This window comes from Terrabacter sp. Root85 (assembly GCF_001429185.1).
Lineage (GTDB): Bacteria > Actinomycetota > Actinomycetes > Actinomycetales > Dermatophilaceae > Terrabacter.
Genome location: NZ_LMIW01000010.1, coordinates 363855 through 389400, shown reverse-complemented (window position 1 = coordinate 389400; position 25546 = coordinate 363855). Strand labels below are relative to the sequence as shown.

General features: G+C 71.6%; 27 protein-coding genes, 1 tRNA gene and 1 pseudogene. 14 read left to right on the top strand and 15 right to left on the bottom strand.

What is annotated here, in order from left to right; genetic code table 11:
• Positions 1-44: 44 nt before the first annotated feature.
• Positions 45-1446, bottom strand: a pseudogene (locus tag ASE25_RS16070) (MDR family MFS transporter).
• Positions 1447-1738: 292 nt separating this feature from the next.
• On the opposite strand from ASE25_RS16070, the gene ASE25_RS16065 reads away from it, so the two are divergent.
• Positions 1739-2860, top strand: coding sequence for a glutamate--cysteine ligase (locus ASE25_RS16065; RefSeq protein ID WP_200959137.1), 1122 nt, complete (start codon positions 1739-1741; stop codon positions 2858-2860).
• A 49-nt stretch (positions 2861-2909) separates the two neighbouring features.
• Here ASE25_RS16065 and ASE25_RS16060 read toward each other — a convergent pair whose 3' ends face one another.
• Entirely contained in the window at positions 2910-3665 is a 756-nt protein-coding gene (locus tag ASE25_RS16060; RefSeq protein ID WP_056826591.1) for a hypothetical protein, read from the bottom strand.
• Positions 3666-3815: 150 nt separating this feature from the next.
• Here ASE25_RS16060 and ASE25_RS16055 point away from each other — a divergent pair, with 150 nt between their 5' ends.
• Together ASE25_RS16055 and ASE25_RS23540 are read left to right on the top strand one after the other, a co-directional pair.
• Entirely contained in the window at positions 3816-4331 is a 516-nt protein-coding gene (locus ASE25_RS16055; protein ID WP_056774067.1) for a DinB family protein, read from the top strand.
• Positions 4332-4419: 88 nt separating this feature from the next.
• Positions 4420-4671, top strand: a complete 252-nt coding sequence (locus ASE25_RS23540) for a hypothetical protein (protein ID WP_056826589.1) — start codon at positions 4420-4422, stop codon at positions 4669-4671.
• Positions 4672-4756: 85 nt separating this feature from the next.
• On the opposite strand, the gene ASE25_RS16045 is transcribed toward ASE25_RS23540, so the two are convergent.
• Both ASE25_RS16045 and ASE25_RS16040 read right to left on the bottom strand, forming a co-directional pair.
• A tRNA-Pro gene (locus ASE25_RS16045) sits at positions 4757-4833 on the bottom strand.
• Between the two features lie 113 nt (positions 4834-4946).
• Positions 4947-5885: a metallophosphoesterase gene (locus ASE25_RS16040; protein WP_056826587.1), complete on the bottom strand. Its 939-nt coding sequence runs from the start codon at positions 5883-5885 to the stop codon at positions 4947-4949.
• 80 nt (positions 5886-5965) lie between these two features.
• Here ASE25_RS16040 and ASE25_RS16035 point away from each other — a divergent pair, with 80 nt between their 5' ends.
• The gene (locus ASE25_RS16035) at positions 5966-6421 is read left to right on the top strand and encodes a GatB/YqeY domain-containing protein (protein ID WP_056774057.1); all 456 of its coding nucleotides are present in this window, start codon (positions 5966-5968) and stop codon (positions 6419-6421) included.
• Between the two features lie 71 nt (positions 6422-6492).
• Here ASE25_RS16035 and ASE25_RS16030 read toward each other — a convergent pair whose 3' ends face one another.
• The gene (locus tag ASE25_RS16030; RefSeq protein ID WP_056774054.1) at positions 6493-8952 is read right to left on the bottom strand and encodes a penicillin-binding protein; all 2460 of its coding nucleotides are present in this window, start codon (positions 8950-8952) and stop codon (positions 6493-6495) included.
• A gap of 286 nt (positions 8953-9238) precedes the next feature.
• Here ASE25_RS16030 and ASE25_RS16025 point away from each other — a divergent pair, with 286 nt between their 5' ends.
• The gene (locus ASE25_RS16025) at positions 9239-9544 is read left to right on the top strand and encodes a WhiB family transcriptional regulator (protein ID WP_056774052.1); all 306 of its coding nucleotides are present in this window, start codon (positions 9239-9241) and stop codon (positions 9542-9544) included.
• Positions 9545-9617: 73 nt separating this feature from the next.
• On the opposite strand, the gene ASE25_RS16020 is transcribed toward ASE25_RS16025, so the two are convergent.
• The 4 genes from ASE25_RS16020 to ASE25_RS16005 form a co-directional block, all read right to left on the bottom strand.
• The gene (locus tag ASE25_RS16020) at positions 9618-10793 is read right to left on the bottom strand and encodes an ArsA family ATPase (RefSeq protein WP_056826585.1); all 1176 of its coding nucleotides are present in this window, start codon (positions 10791-10793) and stop codon (positions 9618-9620) included.
• A complete protein-coding gene (locus ASE25_RS16015; RefSeq protein ID WP_056774046.1) occupies positions 10790-11842 on the bottom strand; it encodes an ArsA-related P-loop ATPase in 1053 nt (350 codons plus the stop codon). Before ASE25_RS16015 ends, ASE25_RS16020 begins: the two co-directional genes overlap by 4 nt.
• Positions 11843-11912: 70 nt before the next feature.
• Positions 11913-12830, bottom strand: a complete 918-nt coding sequence (locus tag ASE25_RS16010) for a hypothetical protein (protein WP_082622924.1) — start codon at positions 12828-12830, stop codon at positions 11913-11915.
• A 137-nt stretch (positions 12831-12967) separates the two neighbouring features.
• Positions 12968-13738: a S9 family peptidase gene (locus ASE25_RS16005; protein WP_056774041.1), complete on the bottom strand. Its 771-nt coding sequence runs from the start codon at positions 13736-13738 to the stop codon at positions 12968-12970.
• A gap of 73 nt (positions 13739-13811) precedes the next feature.
• On the opposite strand from ASE25_RS16005, the gene ASE25_RS22870 reads away from it, so the two are divergent.
• Genes ASE25_RS22870 through ASE25_RS15985 form a run of 5 tightly spaced genes read left to right on the top strand, consistent with a single transcriptional unit; the run spans position 13812 to position 16866 of the window.
• Entirely contained in the window at positions 13812-13967 is a 156-nt protein-coding gene (locus ASE25_RS22870) for a DUF4177 domain-containing protein (RefSeq protein WP_142179199.1), read from the top strand.
• Between the two features lie 14 nt (positions 13968-13981).
• Positions 13982-14446, top strand: a complete 465-nt coding sequence (locus tag ASE25_RS16000; RefSeq protein ID WP_020145788.1) for a RidA family protein — start codon at positions 13982-13984, stop codon at positions 14444-14446.
• 17 nt (positions 14447-14463) lie between these two features.
• On the top strand, positions 14464-15354 hold the full coding sequence (locus ASE25_RS15995) for an NUDIX hydrolase (RefSeq protein ID WP_235508709.1): 891 nt from the start codon (positions 14464-14466) through the stop codon (positions 15352-15354).
• A gap of 40 nt (positions 15355-15394) precedes the next feature.
• Positions 15395-16192, top strand: a complete 798-nt coding sequence (locus tag ASE25_RS15990; protein WP_056826582.1) for an MBL fold metallo-hydrolase — start codon at positions 15395-15397, stop codon at positions 16190-16192.
• 20 nt (positions 16193-16212) lie between these two features.
• A complete protein-coding gene (locus ASE25_RS15985) occupies positions 16213-16866 on the top strand; it encodes a nucleoside/nucleotide kinase family protein (RefSeq protein ID WP_056826580.1) in 654 nt (217 codons plus the stop codon).
• A gap of 56 nt (positions 16867-16922) precedes the next feature.
• On the opposite strand, the gene ASE25_RS15980 is transcribed toward ASE25_RS15985, so the two are convergent.
• The 3 genes from ASE25_RS15980 to gntA all read right to left on the bottom strand — a co-directional run bounded on the left by ASE25_RS15980 (position 16923) and on the right by gntA (position 19185).
• Positions 16923-17600: a Crp/Fnr family transcriptional regulator gene (locus ASE25_RS15980; RefSeq protein ID WP_020145792.1), complete on the bottom strand. Its 678-nt coding sequence runs from the start codon at positions 17598-17600 to the stop codon at positions 16923-16925.
• A 65-nt stretch (positions 17601-17665) separates the two neighbouring features.
• Positions 17666-18349 (bottom strand): DUF1989 domain-containing protein, encoded by a 684-nt coding sequence (locus ASE25_RS15975; RefSeq protein ID WP_082619605.1) that lies wholly within the window; start codon positions 18347-18349, stop codon positions 17666-17668.
• A gap of 59 nt (positions 18350-18408) precedes the next feature.
• The gene (gene gntA / locus ASE25_RS15970; RefSeq protein ID WP_082622915.1) at positions 18409-19185 is read right to left on the bottom strand and encodes a guanitoxin biosynthesis heme-dependent pre-guanitoxin N-hydroxylase GntA; all 777 of its coding nucleotides are present in this window, start codon (positions 19183-19185) and stop codon (positions 18409-18411) included.
• A gap of 235 nt (positions 19186-19420) precedes the next feature.
• On the opposite strand from gntA, the gene nth reads away from it, so the two are divergent.
• The 4 genes from nth to ASE25_RS15950 all read left to right on the top strand — a co-directional run bounded on the left by nth (position 19421) and on the right by ASE25_RS15950 (position 22872).
• The gene (nth, locus tag ASE25_RS15965; protein ID WP_235508717.1) at positions 19421-20080 is read left to right on the top strand and encodes an endonuclease III; all 660 of its coding nucleotides are present in this window, start codon (positions 19421-19423) and stop codon (positions 20078-20080) included.
• On the top strand, positions 20077-20820 hold the full coding sequence (locus ASE25_RS15960; RefSeq protein WP_056774027.1) for a CoA pyrophosphatase: 744 nt from the start codon (positions 20077-20079) through the stop codon (positions 20818-20820). Before nth ends, ASE25_RS15960 begins: the two co-directional genes overlap by 4 nt.
• Complete coding sequence (locus ASE25_RS15955; protein WP_056826576.1) at positions 20817-22019, top strand: MarP family serine protease; 1203 nt, start codon at positions 20817-20819, stop codon at positions 22017-22019. The genes ASE25_RS15960 and ASE25_RS15955 overlap by 4 nt, the downstream gene beginning before the upstream one ends.
• Before the next feature lie 73 nt (positions 22020-22092).
• Positions 22093-22872 (top strand): GNAT family N-acetyltransferase, encoded by a 780-nt coding sequence (locus tag ASE25_RS15950; RefSeq protein ID WP_056774021.1) that lies wholly within the window; start codon positions 22093-22095, stop codon positions 22870-22872.
• 144 nt (positions 22873-23016) lie between these two features.
• On the opposite strand, the gene ASE25_RS15945 is transcribed toward ASE25_RS15950, so the two are convergent.
• Genes ASE25_RS15945 through ASE25_RS15935 form a run of 3 tightly spaced genes read right to left on the bottom strand, consistent with a single transcriptional unit; the run spans position 23017 to position 25546 of the window.
• On the bottom strand, positions 23017-23409 hold the full coding sequence (locus ASE25_RS15945; RefSeq protein WP_056774018.1) for a universal stress protein: 393 nt from the start codon (positions 23407-23409) through the stop codon (positions 23017-23019).
• Positions 23406-24959, bottom strand: coding sequence for a tripartite tricarboxylate transporter permease (locus ASE25_RS15940; protein ID WP_056826575.1), 1554 nt, complete (start codon positions 24957-24959; stop codon positions 23406-23408). The genes ASE25_RS15945 and ASE25_RS15940 overlap by 4 nt, the downstream gene beginning before the upstream one ends.
• Complete coding sequence (locus ASE25_RS15935; protein ID WP_200959135.1) at positions 24959-25546, bottom strand: tripartite tricarboxylate transporter TctB family protein; 588 nt, start codon at positions 25544-25546, stop codon at positions 24959-24961. Before ASE25_RS15935 ends, ASE25_RS15940 begins: the two co-directional genes overlap by 1 nt.

Below are 25546 nucleotides of genomic sequence, written 5' to 3'. Positions count from 1 at the left end.
CGCTACTCGTTCCTGTCGAGGGTTGGCCGGCCGGTGGCCACGGGTCAGGCGGTGGAGGGCTCGGTCTGCGCGACGTCGGTGGACTCGTTGTCCGACGAGCCGCCGTGGGCGACGTCCTCAGCCCGCGTGTGGGGCATGAGCAGCCCGGCGGCGACGGTGACGAGCGCGACCACGAGGACGGCGAGGAAGACGGCCGTCGAGCCGGCCTGCACCGCCTCGCTCGACGCCTCGCCACCATGGGACGCGATGACGGCGTTCGCGATGGCGCCGAAGATCGCGACCCCGACGGCGCTGCCGACCGAGCGCATGAACATGTTGGTGCCCGTGACGACGGCACGCTCGTTCCACGGCACCGAGGCCTGCGCCGCGATGAGCGTCGGCGTGGCCGAGGCCGAAGCCGACGACGAGGCACGATGCGGCCGTGGCGAAGACGTTCGGGGTGGCCGAGGTGAGCCACAGCGCTAGGGCGCCCACGGTCGCGACGACCAGGCCGATGAGAGCCGTCGGGCGGAAGCCGATGCGCATGTAGAGCCGACCCGACTGCGAGGCCGAGATGGGCCAGCCGATCGTGAGGGCGGCGACCGCGAGCCCCGCCACGATGGGGGTGGCGCCGGTCGAGCGCTCGAGGAAGGTCGGCACGTAGGAGGTGAGCCCGACGAGCACCGCACCGACGCCGATGCCGATGAGGCACGTCGCGACGATGAGCCGCCGGGTCAGCACCTCGAGCGGCAGGATCGGCTCGGCCGCCCGGCGCTCGATGAGACCGAAGGCGAGGAGGAGCACGCCGCCGACGGCGAAGGAGCCGATGCTCTGCCACGAGCTCCACGCCCAGGCCTGGCCGCCCTCGAGGACGGCGAGGATGAGCAGGGTCAGGGCGACCGTGAGGACGGTGGCCCCGGCGTAGTCGATGCGGTGCCGGCGACGCTCGACGGACTCGTCGTACTTGCGCCAGATCATGCCGGCGGCGAGCAGGCAGAACGGGATGTTGACGAAGAAGATCCAGCGCCATGAGGCGAACTGGGAGAAGACGCCACCGAGCGTCGGGCCGACGACGGACGACACGGCCCAGACGCTCGCGATGTAGCCCTGCGTCTTGGCCCGCTCGGCCACGGTGTAGATGTCAGCGGCGATAGTCGTCGTCATCGGCAGGACCGCACCGGCGCCGAGCCCCTGCAGTGCTCGCATGACGATGAGCGAGCCCATGTCCCAGGCGAACCCGCAGAGGATGCTGCCGATCAGGAAGAGCCCGATGCCGACGAGGATGACCGGCTTGCGCCCGACCGTGTCGGCGAGCTTGGCGTAGACGGGGACCGACACCGCCTGCGCGAGGAGGTAGACCGAGAAGAGCCACGGGAACTGGGTGAGGCCGCCGAGGTCCGCGACGATGGAGGGGACCGCCGTGGCGAGGATCGTGGAGTCGAGCGCGATGAGCGACGTCGACAGCATGAGGGCGATGAGGATGGGCCCGCGTTCCGAGCGAAATCCGAGGGTGGACGAGGTCGACACGATGCTCCTGCCGGTTGGGGCGACAAAGAGGGACAACGCACGCGCCCGCCGTTCATTCCCGCAGGTCCGACATCCGGGCCCTTCGTCCCTCCCGCCGGAGCCCACCACGGGCCACACTGGTCACGCGGAGCAACGGGCGTATGCCGTCCGGCGCGCCGGGCGCCACACGGTGCCGTGGCGCGTCACCGGGCCACACGGCATACGTCCGCGGTCGTGCTCCGGAAGGAGCACCATGGTGCGGACCCTCGGTGTCGAGGAGGAGATGCTGCTCGTCGACGTCCACGACGGACGGCCACGGTCGGTGTCGGGCCAGCTGCTCGTACGGGCCGCGCGGCGGCATCCCGAGGAGTCGGGCGCCGGCGTGCGGGGGGCCGTCGAGGGGGAGTTCCAGCAGCAGCAGATCGAGACGCACACGCCGCCCACCGCCGACCTCGACGCGCTGCGCCACGAGGTGCGGCACTGGCGCACAGAGGCCGTCGCGGCAGCCCGGGGGACCGGGTCGAGCGTGGCTGCGCTCGCCACCTCGCCGCTGCCCGTCCGCCCGGTCGCCGTGACGTCGCCGAGGTACGCGTGGTTGCAGGAGCGCTACCAGCTGACCGCCCGCGAGCACCTCATCTGCGGCTGCCACGTGCACGTGTCCGTCGAGGGCGACGAGGAGGGAGTCGGCGTCCTCGACCGGATCCGGGTCTGGCTCCCGGCGCTGCTCGCGCTCAGCGCGAACTCGCCCTACTGGAACGGGGAGGACTCGGGCTTCGCGAGCTACCGGAGCCAGGAGCTCGCCCGGTGGCCGTCGTGGGGTCCGACGGGGCCCTTCGGGTCGGCGGAGGCGTACCGCCGGCTCGTCCGCGACATGGTCCTGTCGTCCGTGGTCCTCGACGAGGGGATGGTCTACTTCGTCGCCCGCCTGGCCCAGCACTACCCGACCGTCGAGGTCCGGGCCGCCGACGTCTGCTTCACGGTCGACGAGGCCGTCGTCGTCGCCGCCCTGTGCCGGGGGCTCGTCGAGACGGCCGCGCAGGAGTGGGCTCTCGGCCGTCCGGTGCCCGACGTGGCGACGGCGATGCTCCGGCTCGCGACCTGGCAGGCCGGGCGCGAGGGTCTCGAGGGTCGGCTCCTCGACTGGCGCACCGGTCTGCCCGTGCCGTGCTGGACGGTCCTCGAGTCGCTGCTCGACCACGTCGGACCCGCACTTCAGGCGGCGGGCGACCTCGCGGTCGTGCAGGAGGGGCTCGCGCGGGTGCGGGAGGAGGGCAACGGGGCCGTCCGGCAGCGCGCGATGCTGGCGCACACGGGTCGGCTCGTCGACGTCGTCGCCGAGGCGGTCCGCGAGACGGCACTGGCGGACGAGCCGTAGCGCTCCCGCCGGGCGTCAGCCGGGCGTCCAAGCGGGCATCGGTCGGGCGTCAGTCGGGCGTCGGGAAGCGCTCGTCGTCGTTCGGTCCCGCGAAGACCCGACGTTCGATCGCCAGGTGGCCGGCGAGGTAGGAGACGCCGGACAGGCCCCCGACGACGGCGATGACCGCGGTGCTCGCACCGGCGATGTCGGCGATGAGGGCGCCCAGGGTGCCGGCCACGATCCCGTTGACGACCATGAGGAAGAACGCGGTGCTGCCCACGACGTGCAGCACGAGGTGGCGTCGGTGGCCCAGCGAGTACGTCTGCAGGAGTCCGCGGGTGTCGTCGTGGATCGAGGCCGTCAGGTAGGGCGCGAGCTCGGGCGCCAGCTCGACGTAGGCGTGCCGGAGCCGGTTCATCGCCCGGATGAGGTCGGCGTCCTCCCGGCTCGCGAGGTTGACCCGGATCGCCGTGAGCGAGCCCATGACGAGGGCGGCCGACGCGAAGCCGACGGCCATGACCCGGAACGGCGTGCCGAAGCCGGTGGCCTGCGCGGTCAGGGCCAGGACGACGAGGAACGCCGACACGACGGTGAGGTAGATCGTGATCCGGCTCATGATCTCCGACCACGTCATGGAGCGGGTGCCGAGCAGGCTCCAGTGCTCCGTCGACAGGTAGACGGGGAGGCCGGGTGTCGTCGAGTCGCGCAGGCGGGGCGGGTCGGCGGCTCCCTCTGCTGCTCCCTCGGTGGCTCCCTCGGTGGCTCCCTCGGTGGCTCCTTCGGGGTCGACGGACCGGCCTGCCGAAGGGGGCACGTCGCTCATCGCGGTCTCCGTCCCTGCTCGGGGGCCGGCCGCCCGGCCGGCACCTCCGCACCAGTGTCGCGCCGCGCCGGGCTCGACACCCGGGGTTTTCGGTCGGCCGGGTCGGCACGCCACCCGGACGGCGTGGGGGCGGGCTGTCAGGATGTCCGGATGACGTGGACCGCGCCTGAGGTGTCGTTGCCGCAGTTCGAGCCGGTGGGGGACGAGCGGACCCTGCTCGAGGCCAGGCTCGCCTGGCGTCGCGCCGTGCTGCGCGACAAGTGCGCGGGTCTGACCGGAGAGCAGCTCGGGCAGCGCTCGGTCCCGCCGTCGAACCTGTCGTTGCTCGGGCTGGTCCGGCACATGGCCAAGGTCGAGCGCGGGTGGTTCCGCGAGTTCATCGGCGGGGAGGCGCTCGAGCCGATGTACGACCCGGCGCTGGGACCCGACGCCGACTTCGAGGACCTCGACCCGGCCCGGGCGCAGGCCGACTACGACCGGCTGCTCGAGGAGTGCCGGCTGGCCGAGGCGGCGCTCGCGAGGGTCTCGTTGGACGACGTCCTCGCGACCGGCAGCGGACAGATGTCCGTGCGGGCCGTGGTGGGCCACATGATCTCGGAGTACGCCCAGCACAGCGGGCACGCCGACCTGCTGCGCGAGTGCATCGACGGCCGCACCGACCGGTAGGGGTCGACACCGCTCGCGACCCACCCTTGACGCCCCCCGGGTTGGCTGGAGGAAGATTCGGGTGAACCGACCTGTCACTGGAGGAAAGATGTCCGATCACACGATCGCGTCCGACCACGAGCACCTTCCTGACGACGGCTGCGAGACCGTCGAGCATGGCGACCACCTCGACCACGTCCATGACTCCGAACGTCACGCCGAGCAGCCCGTGCACACCGACCACAGCGATGCCCACACCGAGGGCGACGGGTGCGAGACGGTCCAGCACGGCAACCACGTGGATCACCTGCACGATGGGCACCGCCACTACCAGCACGGCGACCACGTCGTCGAACACTGAGACTCCGCGTCTGCATCCTGTCCCCCGACAGACGCCGAAGGGCCTGCTGGAACGACTTCGTCGTTTCCAGCAGGCCCTTCGCGGATGGTCGGGGTGACAGGATTTGAACCTGCGACCTCTTCGTCCCGAACGAAGCGCGCTACCAAGCTGCGCCACACCCCGGTGCTGCATCTACCCCTGATCCGTCGACCGGAGGCAGCAAGCAGAGATGCTAGCGCAGCCCCCGGCCCATCTCCGAATCGGGCTCGTCGTCCGCCGCGACGGACCGTGCCGGTTCAGGCCTGCGAGCGGGGGACGAGCGTCAGGAGGGTCGCCTCGGGGCGGCAGGCGAGGCGTACGGGAGCGGTGGGCGCGGTGCCCAGACCGGCGGACACCTCGAGCCACGCAGCGCCCTCAGGAGCCTCTGACGACGGCGTGGAGCCGGCTCCCGGCCACCAGCGCGACAGGCCCTTGACGCGGCCCGTGTCGAGGTCGCAGTTCGTCACGAGCGCGCCGTAGCCGGGCACGCAGACCTGGCCGCCGTGCGTGTGTCCGGCGATGACGAGTTCGGCGCCGTCGGAGGCGTACGCGTCGAGCACCCGCTGGTAGGGCGCGTGCGTCACGCCGAGCGTCAGGTCGGCCTCGGGCGACGCCGGCCCGCGCACGAGGTCGAGGCGGTCGTAGCCGAGGTGCGGGTCGTCGACGCCACGTACGTCGATCCGCAGGCCGCGCACGGTGAGCGAGTCCCGACGGTTCGTCAGGTCGACCCAGCCACGGGATCCGAGCCCGCGCACGAGGTCGGCCGTGGGCAGCCGCTGGGTCGTGCCCACGCCCTTGGCGAAGTTGCGGGTCAGGTAGCCGAGGGGGTTCTTCAGCTTCGGGGCGAAGTAGTCGTTGGACCCGAGGACGAAGACGCCGGGGATGCCGAGGAGCCGGTCGTACGCGTCGAGCAGCGCGGGCACGGCATCGGGGGCCGCGATGTTGTCGCCCGTCGTGATGACGAGGTCGGGGTCGAGCGAGGCGAGGCTGTGCACCCAGGAGCGCTTCGCGCGCTGGCGCGGCAGCAGGTGCAGGTCGGACAGGTGCAGCACCCGAAGCGGCCCGGCGCCGTCGGGCAGCACCGGCACGTCGAAGCGACGCAGCACGAAGGCGTTGCGCTCGACGAGCGAGGCCCAGCCGAGCACCCCGGCGCCGGCGATCCCCAGGCCCAGGACGGTCTTGGTCACGGCACGCATGGGGCCCATCCTCGCACCCGGGGCCGCGACCCCCGACGAACCGGTCGGGGCCCGCGTGGCCGACCTGACAGACTGGCCCCATGAGCACCCTCAAGGAGCAGCTGAAGTCCGACCTGACGTCCGCGATGCGCGAGCGCGACCAGGTCCGGGCCGGTTCGCTGCGGATGGCCCTCACCGCCGTCACCAACGAGGAGGTCGCCGGCACCGAGCACCGCGAGCTGACGGACGACGACGTCCTCAAGGTCCTGACCAAGGAAGCCAAGAAGCGTCGTGAGGCGGCGACGGCATACGTCGGCGCGGGACGCCCGGAGCTCGCGGCCAAGGAGGACGCGGAGCTCGCCGTCCTCGAGGCCTACCTGCCGAAGCAGCTCGGCGACGACGAGCTCGAGGCGATCGTCCGCGATGCGGTCACCGCCTCCGGCGCCACGGGTATGCCGCAGATGGGCCTCGCGATGAAGGCCGCCAACGCTGCCGTGGCCGGCCGCGCCGAGGGTGGACGCGTCGCCTCCATCGTGCGCCGGGTGCTCGCGGGCTGAGGCCCCATCCACGTCGCAGACGGACGACGAAGGCCCGACGCGGATCGCGTCGGGCCTTCGTCATCGCTGGGTCAACCGCGGCCTGGCGGCTTGGTCGGTTTGCCGCCTCCGTTGCCGTTGCCGTTCCCTCCGCCACCGCCACCGCCACCGCCACCGGTGCCGCCGGGGTTGAAGACGGTGGTCTGCGGGGTGGGGAGCGCCTGTCGGGACCCGCCGCGCGAGGTGTAGATCGTGATCATGCTGCCGGGCGGCGGCGACTGGTAGGGCGAGATGCCGGCCACGAGGCCTTGCGGCACCTGCGAGGACATCGTCCCGCCGACCTGCGTCTGGAAGCCCGCCGCCTGGAGCAGCGACTCGGCCTCGGCGACGGACCGCCCGACGACGGCGGGCAGCTGGCCGGGAGTCACCGTCTGGTTGGCGGTGTCGGTGCCGAGGTACTTGTCGGCCGGATCGCCGAACTTGACCTCGGGCTGGCCGTCGAGGGCCTTGTTCATGATGGCCTTCCAGATCGGCGCCGCGATGGCCGCTCCGTGCATGACCGGGTAGAACTCGCCGCCCACGCGGACGTTCTTCATGACGCGGGTCACCGGGTCGTAGGGCGTGCCGACCCAGACGGCCGTCACGAGCTGCGGCGTGTAGCCGACGAACCACGACTCGTTGTTGTTGTTGGCGGTACCGGTCTTGCCGGCCGACTCACGGGTGCCGTCGTTGAGCTGGTTCCGGATGCCCGAGCCGTGGGTCATGTTGTACTCGAGGAACTTGTCGGTCGCCTTGGCGACGTCCGGCTCGACGACCTGGTCGCACTTCGACGCCGGCAGGGCGACGTTCTTGCCGCCCTGCGTGATCTTCGTGATGGCCACCATCGGGCACTTCTTGCCGTCCGCGGCGAGGACGCCGTAGGCGTGCGCCACACCCTGCGGGGAGACGTCGTCGCCACCGAGGATGTACTGCGGGGCGTACCTGCCGATCGTCTGGCCGTCGGAGCGGTGCAGACCGAGGCGGATCATCGTGTCGCGGACCTTGCAGCCGCCGAGCTGCTCGACGAGGGCGACGAACGCGGTGTTGGTCGACAGCGCCGTGGCCTCCATGAGCGAGATGTTGCCGCCCTTGAACGGGGTGTCGTTGCGGACCTTCCACGTGTCGCCCGGACCGCAGTTGGCGGTGCCGCCGGGCCACTCCTTGGGCGTGTACGTCGCCTTGCTCTCGCCGCCGGCCGCCTTGGCGTTGACCGACGACTTCGTCGTCATGCCGGACTGCATGGCCGTCACGAGGGCGAACGCCTTGGCGGTCGAGCCGAACTGGAACCCGCCGGACCCGCCGTACTTCTTGTCGAGGGCCCAGTTGATGCCCGTCTCGCCGCCGGCGTCCTTGGTGACGGAGTAGGCGGTGTTCTGGGCGAAGGCGAGCACCTTGCCGGTGTTGGGGTCGGCGACGTAGGCCGCGGAGCCGATCCGGGCCTTGTTGCCGATCGGCACCTTCTTGGTGATCTCCTTCTGCGCGTAGTCCTGCAGCTTCGGGTCGAGGGTCGTCGTGATCGTGACGCCGCCGCGGTAGAGGGTGCGCTTGCGCTCCTCGAGCGTCTTGCCGAGCTGCGGCATCGTCAGGGCGTAGTTGACGATGAAGTCGCACCAGTAGGGGTACGGCGAGGCGAGGCACGTGCTCTTCGGCTGCGTCACGCGCATGTCCTGCTTGAGCGTGCGCTTCTTGGCGGCCTGCCACTGCTTGTCGGTGATGCGGTCGAGCTCGTGCATGCGGTCGAGCACGACGTTGCGTCGGGCCAGGGCCTTCTTCGGGAAGTTCACCGGGTCGGTGGTGCCGGGGTTCTGCGTCAGCCCGGCGAGGAGCGCGGCCTGCGACAGGGAGAGCTTGTCGGCGTGGACGCTGAAGTAGTGCTGGGCCGCGGCCTCGACGCCGTAGGCGCGGTCGCCGTAGTAGACGAGGTTGAGGTAGCCCTCGAGGATCTCGTCCTTCGTCAGCTTCTTCTCCAGCGTGATGGCGTACTTCAGCTCCTTGAGCTTGCGCATGTAGTCCTTCTTGACGGCCTCGGCGGCCGCCTCCTCGTTGCCGGAGCTGAGGGCGGAGTACTGGAGCGAGATCTTGACGTACTGCTGGGTGAGCGACGAGGCGCCGACCGACGAGCCGTTGCGCAGGTTGGAGATGACGGCGCGGGCCGTGCCCTGGATGTCGATGCCACCGTGGTCGTAGAAGCGGTGGTCCTCGATCGCGACCTGGGCCTCACGCATGATCGGCGCGATCTTGTTGAGCGGCACGATGGTGCGGTTCTGCTCCTGCGGCGTCGCGATGACGGTGCCGTCAGCGGCGAGGATGCGGGAGGTCTGGGCCAGCGGGTCGGTCGTGAACTCGCTCGGGAGCTCGTTGAAGACGTCGACGCCGCTGCGCGCGAGCGCGCCGGTGGCGCCCACCGCGGGCATCACCAGGCCGGCGGCGAGCAGTCCGAGCACGAGCGCGGACGCGAGAAACGCGCCGAGCAGGCTGATGACGCCACCGATCGAGGTAGTGCGTGAAGACATGGGCCCAAGGGTAACCGCTCACCCTATGGCCACTGGATTTGTGCGCACACCCGGGTCTGCAGGTGTCTCAAACCACCCGCCCGCGCCTCTGGATGACCAGGGGGCCGAGGTCCAGGTGACTAGTCACCGCCTCAACTAAATGGTCCATAGAGGCTATGTCCGGCGCGGCCCAGCGCTCGTAATGTCTCGTTTGGGCCTTAGGGGGGTCCACATGATCAGGATCGGTGGGACGGTCCGCGGTCAGTCCGGATGTCATGGGAGGCGCCGGGCGGGGAGGGGAAACAAAATGAGTGCTGTCGCAATCGTGGATCCGTGGGTGAACGAGTGGGCCAGTCAGGCCAGCTGTTCAGGCGTGGACCCGGATGCTCTGTTCGTCCGAGGCAAGGCCCAGCACGACGCGAAGGCCGTCTGCAAGACGTGTCCTGTTCTCGCGCAGTGCCTGGCCGAGGCTCTCGACAACCGGACCGAGTTCGGCGTCTGGGGAGGCATGACCGAGCGCGAGCGCCGGGCCCTGCTTCGCAAGCGTCCGGACATCACGTCCTGGAAGTCGGCGCTCCGTGCGGGCATGGCCTCACAGGTCAAGCACGACTGAGCCGGCTTGCGCCGACCGGTCTCCGGTCGGTCCACGTCGTACGTGAGCGGGGCCGTGGCCACCTGAGGGTGGGTCACGACCCCGCTAACGCATGCCCGATCTCACGCAGGCCGTCGAGGTCGTGGACGTCGCGTCCCAGCGCCGGCACGTGCACGACGGGTATGCCGGGGTGTGACCGTGAGAAGCGGTCCGCGAGCTCGCGCTGTCGCTCGGCCGTGCGCACGAGCGATGCGTGCAACCGCAGCAGGCCGGCGGCGTTGGATGCCGACTTCGGTCCGCCGCTCTCCTCGAGCGACTCCGCGGCGGCGAGCGCGCGCGACGGGGTGACCCCGGTCGCCGAGACGCGACCGATGCGGTTGACGACGAGCCCGGCGAGCGGCATACCGTCCGCTTCGAGGCGGTCGACGAAGTAGGACGCCTCGCGGAGCGCGTCGCGCTCCGGTGCGGCGACGACGAGGAAGGCCGTGCCGTCCTCGGAGAGCAGGCGGTAGGTCTCGTCCGCACGCTCGCGGAAGCCGCCGAACATCGTGTCGAGCGCGTTGACGAACGTCTGCACGTCGCTGAGCATCTGGCCGCCGAGGATCTTGGTCATCGTCGAGGTGACGATCTGCACCCCGACGCCGAAGACCTTGAGGCCGGCGCGGCCGCCCGCCTTGGCCGGCGCGGTGAGCAGACGGATGAAGCGTCCGTCGAGGAAGCTGCCGAGGCGGTTCGGGGCGTCGAGGAAGTCGAGGGCGGAGCGGGACGGCGGGGTGTCGACGACGATGAGGTCCCACGGGGCGTCCTCGGTGCCGGCGCTCGCCTTGAGCTGGCCGAGCTTCTCCATCGCCATGTACTCCTGCGTGCCGGCGAAGGAGCTGCTCACGGCCTGGTAGAAGGGGTTGGCGAGGATCTGCTCGGCCTTGCCCGGCTCGGAGTGGGCGATGACGACCTCGTCGAAGGTCCGCTTCATGTCGAGCATCATCGCGTGGAGGCTGCCGCCGGCCGCCGTGTCGATGTCGGTGACCGGCCGAGGGGTGTTGTCGAGCTCGGTGAGCCCGAGCGACTGGGCCAGGCGGCGGGCGGGGTCGATCGTCAGGACGACGACCTTGCGGCCCGACTCCGCGGCGCGCAGGCCGAGGGCGGCGGCGGTCGTGGTCTTGCCGACGCCGCCTGAACCGCAGCACACGACGATCTGCGTCGCCGGGTCGTCGATGAGGGCGTCGATGTTGAGGAGGGGCGCCTTGGTCGAGACGGGTCCGGGGCTCATGCGTGGGCCTGCTCGTTCCCGGTGGGGGCGCCGGCGCGGTGGACGAAGAGCGGGACGAGGAGGTCGGCGAGCTCGCGGACCGAGCCCGAGTCGACGCCGCCCGGGAGTGCGGGCAGCTCGGCGATCGGCAGGCCGGTGGCCTCGAGGAGTGCGAGCTGCTCGCGCTCGAGGTCGATCCGCTGCGCGTGGTCGCGGGCCTCCTCGAGCAGGCCGTCGACGAGCTCCGGTGTGGCCTTGACGCCGGCCTCGCCGAGCTGGGTGCGGATCGACGGCTTGTGCAGCCGGCCCGCGCGCGCCTGCTCGAGCGCCGTGTCGTCGAGGAGCGGCTCGCGCACCATGTTGACGATGATCGCACCCGGGTGCAGGCCCTTGGCCCTGAGGTCGGCGATGGCCTCTAGGGTCTCCTGCACAGGCATCTCCTCGAGGAGGGTCACGAGGTGGACGACGGTCTGCTCGGACTCGAGCAGGCGGGTGATCGAGCCGGCCTGCGAGGCGATCGGTCCGACGCGGGCGAGGTCGGCCACCTCGGAGTTGACCGAGAGGAAGCGTCCGATGCGTCCGGTCGGCGGCGCGTCGAGGACGATGCCGTCGTAGACAGGGGGTGCGTCGCCCTTGTGCTTGCCGTCCCGGCGGCGGCGGTTGGCCTCGTAGATCTTGCCGATGAGCAGGACGTCCCGGACGCCGGGGGCGATGGTCGTCGCGAAGTCGATGGCGCCGAACTTCTCGAGGAGCTTGCCGGCGCGGCCGAGCTTGTAGAAGAGCTGGAGGTACTCGAGGAGCGCGGCCTTGGGCTCGATGGCCAGGCCGACGACCTCCCCACCCCCCGGCAGCCGGACGATGCGGGTCTCGTCGGTGCCGAGCGGGGGCACGTCGAAGGTCTGGCTGATGCCCTGCCGGCCCTCGACCTCGGTGAGCAGCACGTGGGCGTGGGCCGACGCGAGGGCCAGCGCGATGGCCGAGGCGACGGTCGTCTTGCCCGTGCCGCCCTTGCCGGTGACGACGTGCAGCCGCGCTCGCGCCCAGGAGGGGTCGGTGGGGCCGGTCGTCACCCCTCCACCTTAGGTGGCGCCCCAACCAAGGCCCGTCCGAGGTGAACACGCCGCAGACGCGTCGACCGCATCACCTCAAAGCGCCGCGTTGCTGCAACGCCTGCGCCACCTGGTCCATGAAGGCGTTCTCGTGCAGGCGCAGCCCGATGTTGGGGATGCGCAGCACCGTGTCGCGCGAGAGCGTCACGCCGTTCTGGCGCAGAGCATCGAGGACGGGTGCCAGGCCCCACGTGTGCTGGATGCCGTCGATCTCGACGACGACCCCGCAGCGCCAGCGGACGTCGAGGTAGATCCGGCCCTTCGGTCCTCGGCATACGACCTGCCGGTCCGGCGCGGGGAGCCCCCGGGCACGGCAGAGTCGGGCGAAGTCGAGCTCGCCCAACGACTGCGCACCGAGCGCGATGTCCTTGACGACTCCACCCACGAAGGCGCGCCGTCGACGCCCGCGGATCGTCCGCGCCGTCTCCAGCAGATCTGACGCCCGAACGAGCCCCTGCTGCGTCGGCAGGACCAGCAGCAAGGCGGCCTGCCGATCGGAGTCGGCCCAGTGAGCGGCCCGGATCGCGGCCACGGCCGGCCGCACTCGGGGTATGCCGTGTGGCTCGAGCTCGCGGTCGTGGCGGCGCGTGATCTTGTGCACTCGAACCCCCGGTAGTCGCTTGACCGTGTGGGAGTGGACGACGGAGAGATGGATGCGATCGTCGCAGTAGCCCTTCATCCCGGCCGCGAGTAGAGCGGTCACGCCATCGAGGGCCGCGACGTCGGCACCGGTCTCCCAGACCGCGCGCCACTGCAGCTCCTCCTGACCGAGTGGTCGGGTGTGCAGGGCCACCGTCTGCAGGCCGTGCGTCGTCCAGCGGTCGGCCCTGACCTCTGCCCGCACGTCGGCGGCACTGATCCCGTGCGCTCGCAGCGAGGCGCGAGAGACCACGCCGAGGTCTGCGGCGTCTACGACGCGGGCCCTCTCACGGCGCCGGGTGGATCTCATCACCCGACCCTGCAGCCGCGCCGGTCGCCGGGGGCGGTCGGCGAACCGGCCTGGGGACAACGCCGAGCCGGTGCGACCGGATGTGGACGACGCCGCGTTTGAGGTATCCACGCCGCGGAAACGGCGGCGGGTCTACCTCAACCGGGTGGGAGGAGGGCGGCTACTGCCGCCTGGACGGCCTTGAAGGCCGGCGTCGTCGGGTCGATGACGGCGAAGTGGTCGGCTCCGGGCACGACCTGCTCCGTCACGTCGCCGCCGGCGGCCTTCGCCTTCGCGACGTAGTCATCGGCCACGCCCAGCGGCACGGTGTCGTCGTCGGCCCCGTTGACGAGCCGCACCGGCACCTTCGGAGGCAGCGTCGACATCGGGTCGGCCGAGGTCCACGCCGCCGTGCCCGGTCCCGACCCGACGAAGTCACGCGTGGCGTCGGACCCGAGGTGCAGCCGATCCGCCGCGCCGAGGTCGACGACCCCGGCCAGCGAGACCACGCCGGCGATGCCGCGCTCCGACGCCCACGGCTGGCCCGCCGCCCACGCGACGAGGTGCCCGCCGGCGGAGTGGCCGACGAGGACGAGCGGCTTCGGCAGGTCCGGCTGGGACGCGACCGACGCGACGAGGTCGCGCACGTCGTCGAGGGTCCCGGGGACGCCGCCACCCGGCATACCGACTCGGCGGTACTCCGCCAGCACCACGTGGTTGCCCGCCGCCGCGAAGGCGCGGGCCTCGGGGAGCGCGTGCTCGCGGTCGTACTGCGCCCGCCAGAAGCCGCCGTGGACGACGACGACCGTGCCCCTCGCCGCAGGCGTGCCTGACGCCGGCGGGATGACGTCGTAGACCTGCGCAGGGTCGCTGCCGTAGGAGCGCGTCGAGGCGCTCGCGGGGGACGTCGTCGAGGGGCTGCTCGTCATGGGCGTCATGGTGCCACCCGCGCCACCGACGCACCCCGAGAGAGCCGTGGTGACACTGAGTAGGGTGATGGCCATGACCCAGTGGGAATACCTCACCGCACCGCTTCTGATCCACAACACCAAGCAGATCCTCGACAACTTCGGGGCGGACGGGTGGGAGCTCGTCCAGATCGTCAACGGTCCCGACGGCACGAGCCTCGTCGCCTACTTTAAGCGCCCGAAGTCCTGAGGAGTCACCGCACCATGTCTGCAGTCGAAGACCGCCTGTCCGAGCTCGGCCTCACCGTGCCCGAGGTCGTGCCGCCCGTCGCCGCCTACGTCCCCGTCGTCCGTGAGGGCGACCTCGTGTTCACCTCGGGTCAGCTGCCCATGGTCGACGGTTCCCTCGCCGCGACCGGCAAGGTCGGCGCCGAGGTCGACGCCGAGACCGCCAAGTCCCTCGCCGAGACGTGTGCCCTCAACGCGATCGCGGCCATCAAGTCCGAGATCGGCGACCTCGACACGGTGACCCGTGTCGTCAAGGTCGTCGGTTTCGTCGCCTCCGACCCGGGCTTCACCGGCCAGCCCGGGGTCATCAACGGCGCGAGCGAGCTGCTCGTCAAGGCGTTTGGTGACAAGGGAATCCATGCCCGTTCGGCCGTCGGTGTCGCTGCGCTCCCGTTGGACGCACCCGTCGAGGTCGAGGTCATCGTCTCCGTCGCCCGGTGAGTGCGGGTGACGTCACGATGACGGCAGCTGAGCGCCAGGTGACCGGCAGCGGGGGGCGCCAGTTCCCCCTGACCACGACGCCCGGCATCTCCGACACCGCCACCCGCTGGCTCGCGGGGGAGCGCTGGGACGAGGCCGAACCCCGCCGGGCCAGCACCGTGATGCTCGTGCGCGACGGCGTCGGCGGTGTCGGCGGTGTCGGCGGCGTCGACGGACCCGAGGTCTTCATGCTGCGGCGCGTCTCCGAGATGGAGTTCGCGCCGAGCATGATGGTCTTCCCCGGCGGTTCCGTCGACGACCGCGACGGCGAGATCGGCCTGCCGTGGGCGGGTCCCTCTCCGTCCGAGTGGGCCGACCGGCTCGGCTGCTCGCCCTCGGAGGCCCAGATGTACGTCGCGGCCGCGATCCGCGAGGTCTTCGAGGAGTGCGGCGTGCTCCTCGCGAGCCCGTCGGCGAGCGGACCGCTGGCCATGGTCGACGGCCCCGACTGGCTCGACATCCGCCTCGCGCTCGTCGACCGCCGGCTCTCCTTGGGCGACGTGCTCCGCGACAAGGGCCTCGTCCTGCGCTCGGACCTCATCGTCGCCAAGGCGCACTGGCTGACCCCGGTCTTCGAGCCGCGCCGCTACGACACGTGGTTCTTCGCCGCTCTCATGCCGCCGCTCCAGGTGGCCGACGGTGAGACGACCGAGGCCGACGAGGCCACGTGGGTGGTGCCTTCCGAGCTGCTGAGGGCGTATGCCGCCGGGTCGGCTCTCATGCTGCCCCCGACGGTCGTGTGCGTGGAGGAGATCCGCGACGCGCCTTCTGCCGCAGACGTGGTCGTGCACAGTGAGCACCTTCCGCTCATCATGCCGGAGGTCGTCGACGGCCCCGGCGGACCGGCCATGGAGATCGTCGAACGATGAGCCGGGTGGCGTCGTCGGGCCGGCCCCGGGACGTGTCGCGGTGATCGGCACCGCGGCCGACCCCGGCTGGCACGGCGGCGTCACGAGCGAGCGCGCCGAGTGCGTGCTCTGCCCCAACCCGTCGCCGATGACCCTCGACGGCACGAACACGTGGTTGCTCGCCGAGCCGGGCTCCGACGAGGTCGTCGTCGTCGACCCGGGCCCGCTCGACGAGGGCCACCTCCAGCACGTGCTGACGCGGGTCGCCGAGACGGGGCGCCGGGTCGCGCTGACCCTCCTCACCCACGGGCACGACGACCACGCCGAGAGCGCGGACCGGTTCCACGAGCTGACCGGTGCGCCAGTGCGCGCGTTCGGGCGCGGGCACGACGACCTGTGGGCCGGCGAGACCATCACGGTCGGCGGGCTCGAGATCCTGGCCGTGGAGACGCCCGGACACACGAGCGACTCGTTCTCGTTCGTCCTCCCCGCCGACAACACCCTGCTCACCGGCGACACGATCCTCGGGCGCGGCACGACCGTCGTCGCCTGGCCCGACGGCAGCCTCGAGGCCTACCTCGCCTCGCTCGACCGCATCGAGGCGCTGACCCGGGCCGGGGACGTCACGAGCCTGCTCCCGGGCCACGGGCCGTTCGTCGCCGACGCGGCCGCCACCGTGACCTTCTACCTCAGGCACCGCGCCGAACGGTTGGGGCAGGTGCGCGACGCGGTCGCCCGAGGTGCGCAGACGGCATACGCGGTCGTCGAGGAGGTCTACGCCGACGTGCCGCGAAGCGTCTGGCCGGCGGCCGAGCTGTCGGTGCAGGCGCAGCTGGAGTACCTCCGCACCCACCCGTGACGAGGTGGGAGACTCCGACCGTGCACGGCATCGAGGAGCTCGCGGCTGCCGCGGTGGCGCTCGTGGGCGACCGCCGCCGGCTCGTGCTCGGCATCGCCGGCGCGCCGGGGGCGGGCAAGTCGACCCTCGCGGAGGCGCTGCTCGAGGCCGTCGCGGCTCGCAAGGGTGCGGACTGGGTCGCCCACGTGCCGATGGACGGCTTCCACCTCGCTGACGCCCAGCTCGACCGGCTGGGCTCGCGGTCGCGCAAGGGTGCGCCGGACACCTTCGACGCCGACGGGTATGCCGCCCTGTTGCGTCGTCTCGCCGAGCAGCCCGACTCGTGGGTCTACGCGCCCGGCTTCGAGCGGACGCTCGAGCAGCCGATCGCGGCGGCCATGGTCGTGCCCCCGGCCGCCCGTCTCGTCGTCACCGAGGGCAACTACCTGCTGCTCCCCGAGGAGCGGTGGGCGCGGGCCAGGGCACAGCTCGCCGAGGTCTGGTTCGTGTCGGGGGACGACGACCTGCGACGGTCGCGGCTCGTCGATCGCCACGTCCGGTTCGGCAAGGCGCCGGGCGAGGCCGAGGCCTGGGTGGCACGCAACGACGACGTCAACGCAGCGCTCGTCCTGGCCACCGGCGAGGCCGACCGCGTCGTGCTCAACGGTCCGCACGGCTGGTCCCTCAGCGGTTGAGGTTTTCGGCGAGGCGATCTGCCCGCGTGTCCACCTCAACCGGCGGGGGGCGCGAGTCAGCGAGCGCGGCGCTTGAGCCGCTCGACGTCCTGCAGGAGCACGGCGCGCGCCTCGAGCCGCAGCCAGCCACGCGTCGCGAAGTCCGCGAGCGCCTTGTTGACCGTCTCGCGGGAGGCGCCGACGAGCTGCGCGAGCTCCTCCTGGGTGAGGTCGTGGGAGACCATGATGCCGCCCTCGACGGGGCGGCCGAAGCGCTCGGACAGGTCGAGCAGGGCCTTGGCGACGCGACCGGGGACGTCGGTGAAGACGAGGTCGGCGAGGTGGGCATTGGTGCGGCGCAGGCGCTGCGCGAGCGCCGCGAGCAGGGCCTTGGAGACCTCGGGGCGGCCGGTGAGGATCGCCGTGAGGGAGTCGTTGCCGAGGCCGAGGAGCTGCGTCTCGGCGACGGCCGTGGCCGTCATGGTGCGCGGGCCCGGGTCGAAGAGGCTGAGCTCGCCGAACATCTCGCCCGGGCCGAGGATGGCGACGAGGTTCTCGCGTCCGTCGGGGCTCGTGCGGCCGAGCTTGATCTTGCCCTCGGCGATGACGTAGAGCGTGTCGCCCCGGTCTCCCTCGTGGAAGAGCACGTCGCCGCGCTCCATGTGCGACCGGCTCATCTCCGACTGCAGCGCGGAGGCCGCCTCGTCGTCCAGAGCCTTGAACAGGGGCGCACGCCTCACCACGTCGAGATCCACGGGGTCAGTGTGCCACGTCGCCTCCACCGTTGCCCTGCCACCACAGGGGTTTCGGGCCGCGCGTCTCAGTCGTCGATGCGGTAGTCGATCGGCTTGCAGACCCCGTTGTTGGACTTCTCGGCCGAGCAGGCGGTCAGGCCGACGACGAGGTCGGCCTCGGCCCGCAGGACGAAACGGTCACCGGCCGTGGACGTCGGCGGGTCGATGTGCAGCTCGCCGTCGCGCTCGGTCCACACGTTCATGAAGATGTTGAGCGTGGTCGAGATGCGGTCGGGCTCGACGTCGAACTCCGCCATGGTCGTCGCGAGGTTCTCGAAGCAGCTCGGGTGGTAGGCGCCTTCGAACTCGGGGTAGAGCAGGTCGAAGGTCTGCTGGGAGCACGGGGTCAGCAGGATGTCGTGGTGACCGCACGTGTCCTCGACGACGGTCGCCATCGGCCGGCTCCGGTTGCTGTAGAGCACGCTGCCGGTCGTCACGGCGGTCGAGTTGGCGTAGTCGATGGTGCGGCCCGAGCTGAACCACTCGTCGCGGTCGTCGTCCATGACGGCAAAGAAGTCGCTGACCTGCTCGCCGGTCGGGTCGATGACGGTGAGTCGCTGCCCGGCCCTGAGGACGAAGGCGGCTCCGGTCTGGGGGGCGAGCCGGGTCAGGTCCATGCCGTCACGGTAGTCGCCGGCCGGTTGCAGCACCGGGCCGCCGGGGCCGAAGAGTCGGTCGGTCATGAGTCGGGTGTCCTGCGAGATCGTCATCCTTGCTCCCCTGTGGTCCTCGGTCGTGTGTCGGGTCGTCGGGTCGTGCGTGCGTGCGTCTAGTCGGCGTCGTGGACGTCGAGGGGCGGCTCCCAGCCGGCCTGGTGATGCCGCCCGGAGTACTGCATGGCCTCGCTGCTGTCGCCGTGGTCGGCGACCATCGGGTTGACGAAGCCCTGGAGGTCCTCGTCGCGCCGCCGGATCGTCGTGCGCATCCCGTCGAAGCGGCCCTCGGTGCGCAGCTCCTCGAACTGGGCGTGCGGGTTGAAGACGAGCGTGGGCAGCGGCGCGCGGCGGGCCACCCGGGAGGCGGCCGGGTGCAGCCCGACGATGAAGTACGCCGTGCCGCCGGCGGAGAAGGCGAAGTGCGGGTCGTTGGGGTCCGAGCCCACCCCGTCGGCCCAAGAACTGTCGTCGGCGTCGTGGAGCCGCTGGAGCAGCCCGAAGAGGGCCGACTCGAAGGCGGACTCGTCGCTCGGCAGGGGTCCACGGAAGGTCGCGATGAAGGAGTGGAAGCCACTCTCGCCCTCGATGGCCCGGGCGAACGTCTCGAGGCGCTCGAGCAGCTGGCCGGGGACGTCGGGATCGGTCATGTCGTCGAGGACGGCGTGCGCGACGCTGCCGCGGCGGAAGACGGACTTGGCCCCGAGGCAGGGGAACTCGGCATGGGTGACCATGAGCTCGAGGGCCCGGACGACGTCGGCGTCGGACGCGTGGGCGAGGTCCATCCCGGCCAGCAGGTCGAGGGTCGTCTCGAGCCCGTGGTGCTCCTCGGGGACCTCCATCGCGGAGGCTCCGGTCGGGGTCGGTGCTGCGGTGCGCGTATCCGTTGACATGTCGGACTCCTCCCGTGCACGCAGGACGTACCCACCTCGGGTTCGCTTCTTGCGCAACCTTGGACGCGCCCGGGACGCAACCGCACCAAACCCTGGACGAACGCGACCCGACCGACCGCCCCACGGAGGCGGACAGCGGGTGACAGCGCGGCGGCATACAGTGTCGTCCGTGTCCCCCCGAGCCCTCGTGATCGACGACGAGACCCCTGTGGCGCGGACCCGGCGCGCCCGGAAGATGTACCGCTCCCTCCATGAGCGCTACCCGTACGCCCACTGTGAGCTCGACTTCAGCACGCCCCTCGAGCTGCTCGTCGCGACGATCCTGTCGGCGCAGACCACCGACGTCGGGGTCAACAAGGTGACGCCGATCGTCTTCGCGAAGTACCCGACGGCCGCTGACTACGCGAACGCCGACCGCACCGAGCTCGAGACGATCATCCAGCCGACCGGCTTCTACCGCGCCAAGACCGACTCGCTCATCAAGCTCGGGATCGCCCTCGTCGAGCGTTTCGACGGCGAGGTGCCGCCGCGCCTCAAGGACCTCGTGACGCTCCCGGGTGTGGGCCGCAAGACGGCCAACGTCGTGCTCGGCAACGCCTTCGGCGTCCCCGGCATCACCGTCGACACCCACTTCGGCCGCCTCGCACGCCGCTTCGGCTGGACCGAGGAGGAGGACCCGGTCAAGGTCGAGCACGAGGTCGGCGCGCTCTTCATGCGCAAGGACTGGACGATGCTCAGCCACGTCGTCATCTTCCACGGCCGCCGCACGTGCCACGCGAAGAAGCCGGCCTGCGGGGCGTGCCCGGTCGCGCGCTGGTGCCCCAGCTACGGCGCCGGCGAGACCGACCCCGACAAGGCGGCGAAGCTCCTGAAGTACGAGCTGGCGCCGAAGTGACCCACACGCTCAGCCGGATCGCGTATGCCGGCAGGTCGGGTTCCATCGAGCCCTCCCCGACGCCCGGGGCGGGGACCGTGCCGCGTCCGGCGTGGATGGACGAGCTCGCCGTGCGCCTCGAGGAGGTCGCGCCCGAGTGGTTCTCCCGCTTCCTGCCGCCGGAGGAGGGCGGCCGCGAGTCGGCGGTCCTCATCCTCTTCGGCCCCCCACCCGCCGGCGCCGACGACGACGGCGAGCACGTCGTGCTCATCGAGCGCTCGCACACGATGCGCACCCAGCCGGCCCAGATCGCCTTCCCGGGCGGCTCCCGCGACCCCGGGGACGACGACCTCGTCGCCACCGCGCTGCGCGAGGCCGAGGAGGAGACGGGCATCGACCCGGCGGGGGTCGACGTCGTCGCCCAGCTGCCCTCGCTCTTCCTCGCGCCGGCCCAGTTCGTCGTCGCGCCGGTGCTCGGCTGGTGGGCGCAGCCCTCGCCGATCGGGGTCCGCGACCCGGCCGAGGTGCACGACGTGCTCTCGGTGCCGGTCTCGCACCTCGTCGACCCGGCCACCCGCTTCTCGGTGACGCATCCCTCGGGCTACGTCGGACCGGGCTTCGACCTCGACCACCTGCTCCTGTGGGGCTTCACCGCCGGGCTCGTCAGCAGCGTCCTCGAGCTCGGCGGACTCTCCCGGCCGTGGGATCCTGAGATCCGGCGCGAGCTCCCCGAGCGCTACCTCGGAGGGAGGCGGTCATGACCGGCAGTGTCGTGCTCGACATCGCCCTGGTCCTGCTCCTGCTGGCGTACGGCTACTCCGGCTACCGGCAGGGGCTGATCCAGAGCGTCTTCTCGCTCGTCGGCTTCTTCGCCTTCGCGATGTTCGCGGTGTGGCAGCTGCCCGAGATGCTGGCACGGTGGCAGTCGGTTGCCGACAACGACCGCACCCGGGTGCTCGTGCTCATCCTCGGTGTCGTCGCGTTCGGGTGGCTCGGCCAGTACCTCGGCAGCCTCCTCGGGGCACGGATCCGGCGCCGCGTCGGCCAGACCTCGCTGCGTCAGGTCGACTCGGTCCTCGGTGGCATCGTCGTCATGCTCGCCGCCAGCCTCATCATCTGGTTCATCGGCGGTGCGCTGCGCACGGCCGGCAACCCGGCGCTGTCCAAGGCGATGGCCGACTCGAAGGTGCTGCAGGTCGTCAACTCCGTCGTCCCCGAGCAGACCGGCCAGGTCTTCGCGAGCTTCCGCGGCTTCCTGTCCAGCCAGGGCTTCCCGCAGGTGTTCGGCGATCTCGCACCCGAGCCGATCACGCCGGTGCAGGACCCCGACCCCGCTGTCGCGCAGTCGGCGGCGATCCGCGCGGCCGGCCGGTCCGTCGTCAAGGTGACGACCCAGTCCCAGTCGTGCCAGCGCGGCCAGGAGGGCACCGGCTGGGTGCTCTCCCCGGGCCGCATCGTCACCAACGCCCACGTCGTCGCCGGCGCCGACGAGGTGCGGGTCGAGGGCGGCGACCAGACGCTCCGGGCGCGTGTCATCGTCTTCGACTCCCGTCGCGACCTCGCCGTGCTCAGCGTGCCGGGCCTGGCGCTGCCGGCGCTCCCGCTCGGCGGCGAGCTGAAGCGCGGCGAGTCGGCCGCGGTCCCCGGCTTTCCGCTCGACGGCCCCTACCGGGTCGTGTCCGCCCGCGTCCGGGCCCAGCTCGAGGCCCGCGGGCTCGACATCTACGGCAGCGAGCGCGTCATCCGCGAGATCTACTCGCTCGCCTCGACCGTGCAGCCGGGCAACTCCGGCGGGCCCCTGCTCGACACCGATGGTCGGGTCGTCGGTGTCATCTTTGCCAAGTCGCTCGAGGACGACGCGACCGGCTACGCGCTGACGCTCGCCGAGGCCAAACCGGTGCTCGACGAGGCCATGTCGGCGGGAGCCGAGGTCGACACCGGCGCCTGCGTCGCCGGCTGACCCGCCTGCCCCCTCCACCGTCGAAGGGCCGAAGTTCGTCGGCGTGGCCTGTCGATGGTGGAAGGATCGGGGGGTGCGCATCGACAGTCCCGGGCTGACCACCGACCTCGACCTGCTGCGGCTGCAGGGCTCCACCGTGACCGAACACGGCGACCACCTCGTCGTGCGCACCGAGGCAAACCCGACCTTCTGGTGGGGCAACTTCCTGCTCGTGCCCTCCGCGGCCCGTTCGGACGAGGTCCAGCGCTGGACCGCACGTTTCGAGGAGGAGCTCCCGGATGCCGACCACCGAGCGATCGCCTTCACGCACGACGGCGGCGACACCGCGGCCTGGGCCGCCCAGGGCTGGGACGTCGAGGTCGACGTCGACCTCGCCACGACGTCGGTGCCGGTGGCAGCGGAGGTGCCGGACGGCATACGGATCCGGGCGCTCGAGTCCGACGACGACTGGGAGCAGTCGGCCCACGTCGGCGGGAGCGACACCCCCGAGGACCGGCGCGACCGGCGTCTCGTCTTCGAGCGGCGGCGGGCGGCGGCGCAGCGCGGGCTCGTCGAGTCGGGGCGGGCGGGTTGGTTCGGGGCCTTCGACGGCGACCGGCTCGTGGCGAACCTCGGCATCGTGCGGCTCGGCGACCTCGCCCGCTACCAGGACGTCGTCACCCTCGAGAGCCACCGGCGGCGCGGCATCGCCGGGGCGCTCGTGCGTGCCGCGGGGGAGTGGGCGCTCGAGGACCCGGCCGTCGGGCGGCTCGTCATCGTCGCCGAGGACGGCGGGCCCGCGATCGGGCTCTACCAGCGCGCCGGCTTCGCCGAGGTCGCCCGCCACGTCGGCGTCTCCCGAGCCCCCGCCTGACCTGTCCCCGGTTCGAGGTGATGACGGCACCGAGGGGGCGCCCGCCATCATCTCGAACCGTCAGGGGCCGGGCGCGCGTCGAGGTGATACCGGCAGCACCGTGGCCTCCGGTATCACCTCGAACGGGGGCGTATGCCGGCTCGCTCAGTTCGCCTTGACGGCGAGGACCGGGCAGGTGGCGTCGAGCAGCAGGCGCTGCGCGGTCGAGCCGAGCAGCAGCTTGCCGACGGCGCTGCGGTGCCGGATGCCGATGACGAGCATCCGGGGCTGCTCCCGGTCGACGAGCTCGAGGAGCTGGTCGGCCGGGTCGGTGCCGTGCTCGATGCGACGCACCTCGTGCGTGACCCCGGACTCGGCGAGGTCGGCGTCGAGCCGGTCGAGGTCCGAGCCCTCGGCGCGGTGAGCGTCGACGAGCTTGTCGTCGCGGGACATGTTGATGACGAGCACCGACTCGTCGTGCGCCTTCGCCTCGGCGATCGCGGCCGCGAGGGCCGCCTCGCCCTGCGACGTCGGGATGTAGCCGACGAGGATCGTCATGCCATGACCTCCGTCGTCTCCGGAGCGCTCGGGCCGACGCCCGTGCCGGGACCGTCGCCGCCGCGTCCGCGACCGCGGCCGATCAGCCTGCCGACGAGCGGCCACAGCAGGACGAGCGCGATGATCGCGTAGCAGACCCAGGCGACGGGGCCGCCGACGAGACCGCTGAGGTCGCCGCCCGAGAGCTGGAGCGAGCGACGCCCCTGCAGCTCGGCGAGCGGGCCGAGGATGACGCCGATGATGAGCGGCAGCACCGGCAGCCCGAAGCGGCGCAGCGCGAAGCCGACCATGCCCAGCGCGAGCAGGAGGAGCAGGTCGAACGGTTGGGCGTTGACGGCATACGCCCCCATGGAGGCGAAGAAGAGGATGCCGGCGTAGAGGTAGGGACGCGGGATCTGGAGCAGCTTGGCCCAGGCAGGGGCGAGCGGCAGGTTGAGCAGCAGCAGCATCGTGTTGCCGACGAAGAGGCTCGCGATGAGCGTCCAGACGAGCACCGGCTGCTTCTCCATGAGCAGCGGCCCCGGCTCGAGGCCCCAGCCCTGCAGCGCGGCGAGCATGATCGCGGCCGTCGCGTTGGTCGGCAGCCCGAGCGCGAGCATCGGGACCAGGGTGCCGGCGGCCGAGGCGTTGTTGGCGGCCTCGGGTCCGGCGACGCCCTCGATGGCGCCCTTGCCGAACTCCTCCGGTCGCTTCGAGAGCTTGCGCTCGGTCATGTAGGACAGGAAGGTCGGGATCTCGGCGCCACCCGCGGGGAGGGCGCCGAACGGGAAGCCGAAGGCGGTGCCGCGCAGCCACGGCTTCCACGAGCGGCCCCAGTCGTCCCGTCCCATCCACGGGCGGCCGACCGGAATGACGCCGGCGGCCTTGCGCCGCAGGTGGGCCGCGACCCAGAGCGCCTCGCCGACGGCGAAGATGCCGACCGCGACGACGACGACGTCGATGCCGTCGGCGAGCTGCGCGGTCCCGAAGGTCATGCGCTGCTGGCCGGTCACCTTGTCGATGCCGATGAGCCCGATGGCGAGGCCGATGAGCAGGGCTGCGAAGCCGCGGATGCGTGAGCTGCCGAGCACCGCGCTCGCACCGGCGAAGGCCAGCAGCATGATCGCGAAGTACTCAGGGGCGCCGAGGCTGACCGCGAACTTCACGACCTGCGGCATGACGAGCGCGAGCAGCAGGGTGCCGATCGTGCCGGCGACGAAGGAGCCGATGGCCGCGGTCGCGAGCGCCTGCGCGGCCCGGCCGGCCTTGGCCATCTTGTTGCCCTCGATGGCCGTGACGACCGACGAGGACTCACCGGGCGTGTTGAGCAGGATCGAGGTCGTCGAGCCGCCGTACATACCGCCGTAGAAGATGCCGGCGAACATGATGAGGGCCTGGGTCGGCTCGAGGCCGTACGTGACGGGCAGGAGCAGCGCGACGGTCATGGCCGGGCCGATGCCGGGGAGGACGCCGACGGCGGTGCCGATGGTGACGCCGATGAGGGCGAAGAGCAGGTTCATCGGGGTCAGGACGTGCCCGAACCCGTCGATCAGGTTGGCGAAGTTGTCCATCAGAGGATTCCTTGCAGCACGCCGGCGGGCAGGTTGACGTCGAGCCCGATGGCGAAGGCGTAGAAGGTGGCGAGCGCGAGGCCCAGGCCGAAGAGCAGACCGCGCACGTGGTGACGGTTGCCGAGGGCGAAGGCCGAGCCGGCGAAGAGGATGGTGCCGCTGATGACCCAGCCGAGCGGCTCGATGAGCACGGCGTTGAGGACGAAGAAGCCGGCGAGCAGGCCGAGGGTCTTCCAGTCCGAGCCGGTCGAGAGGTCGACGTCCTCGCCCTCCTCGGCGCTGCCGACGCCGCCGCGGTAGACGTCGACGGCATACAGGACGGCGGTCACGAGCAGCAGGATGCCGAGGATGATCGGCACGGGACGGGGACCCACGGGGTCGTTGCTGCTCGTCGCGTGGCCGATGCGGGCCGCGTCGAAGAGCAGCAGCCCGCCGAGGACCGCGAGGAAGGCGCACATGCCGTACTGCGCGCGATCCCCGCGGCCCTGCGCGGCCACCCCGTCGGACATGACGGCGGACGTGCCGCCGGTGCTGGTCACAGCACCGGCGGGCGCGTCGCGCGTGGGGTCGGGGGTGTGGTCCGACAT